Consider the following 1,031-nt stretch of genomic DNA (forward strand, 5'->3'; position numbering starts at 1 on the left):
ACGGATACCACCGTCGCGGGGGCCGTTGCCGTTCGCCGCCGGCAGGAGCGCCGGGTTCCCCCGGCACACGACTCGGCCCTCCCACACCCGAAAGAACGGGAAGGGAGGGCCGGGCTCTCAGCGGCGTTCGCTCACTTCTTGTTGCGGCGCTGCACACGCGTGCGCTTGAGGAGCTTGCGGTGCTTCTTCTTCGCCATACGCTTGCGCCGCTTCTTGATAACAGAGCCCACGACTACCCTCGCTCACTTCGATTACTCGGTGCGGGGCGTCCGAGCCCACACGACCTACATCGGGCCAGCCTACCGTTTACGGGGCCCCCGGGGTTAATCGAGGTACCGAGGAGGGGTCGAAAAGCGCCGGCGACGCCGGAATCCGCCTCCTCCACGTCGTCCCCACCGGCCCCAACAGCTCCCGGACCGGGGGAGATACCGGAAAAACCGAAAGCGGGGCGGCACCGGCGGCGGGGACGCCCCGGGTGACGCACCCGACACCGGACCGGCGCCCGGACCATGACGTCGGCCCGCCCCCGAGGGGACGGGCCGACGGATCGACGGATCATCACGACGGCCCCGGCGGGAGGGGCCGCGGAGAGCGTCAGGCGCTCTCCACCCCCACATAGGAGCCCTGGAGGTACTCGTGAACAGCCTGCTCGGGGACCCGGAAGGACCTTCCCACCCGGATCGCGGTCAGATGACCGGCGTGCACCAAGCGGTACACGGTCATCTTGGACACTCGCATCACCGCGGCGACCTCCGCCACGGTCAGGAACTTGGCTCCGTTGAGGAGCCCTTCACCAGCAGCCATGCCACACCTGACCTTCCGCACATGTCGGACACCGGCTTCCCCTCCGGCGCCTCCCTCTCGCATGCGCGCTCATCCCCAGGTTAGGGGCGCGTGATGCGAGGGGGGAAGAGGGGCAGAACGAGTCTTTTACCGTGACAGAGAAGCCCTATTGAGCACGGAGGGGAAGGAGCGACGGACGGGGACACGGTTCCCCGGCGGCGATCCGGAGCGGCCACACCCCCCTTCTC

Annotated in this window: 2 protein-coding genes; both read right to left on the bottom strand. The window is 68.7% G+C overall.

Going from position 1 to position 1,031, the window contains the following annotated elements:
• Positions 1-131: 131 nt before the first annotated feature.
• Entirely contained in the window at positions 132-230 is a 99-nt protein-coding gene (locus FNQ90_RS24550) for a 30S ribosomal protein bS22 (protein WP_003948845.1), read from the bottom strand.
• A gap of 364 nt (positions 231-594) precedes the next feature.
• The gene (locus tag FNQ90_RS24555; RefSeq protein WP_143623409.1) at positions 595-804 is read right to left on the bottom strand and encodes a helix-turn-helix domain-containing protein; all 210 of its coding nucleotides are present in this window, start codon (positions 802-804) and stop codon (positions 595-597) included.
• Positions 805-1,031 lie beyond the last annotated feature (227 nt).

Origin of the sequence: Streptomyces alkaliphilus (assembly GCF_014141535.1) — a bacterium.
Taxonomy (GTDB): Bacteria; Actinomycetota; Actinomycetes; order Streptomycetales; family Streptomycetaceae; genus Streptomyces; species Streptomyces alkaliphilus.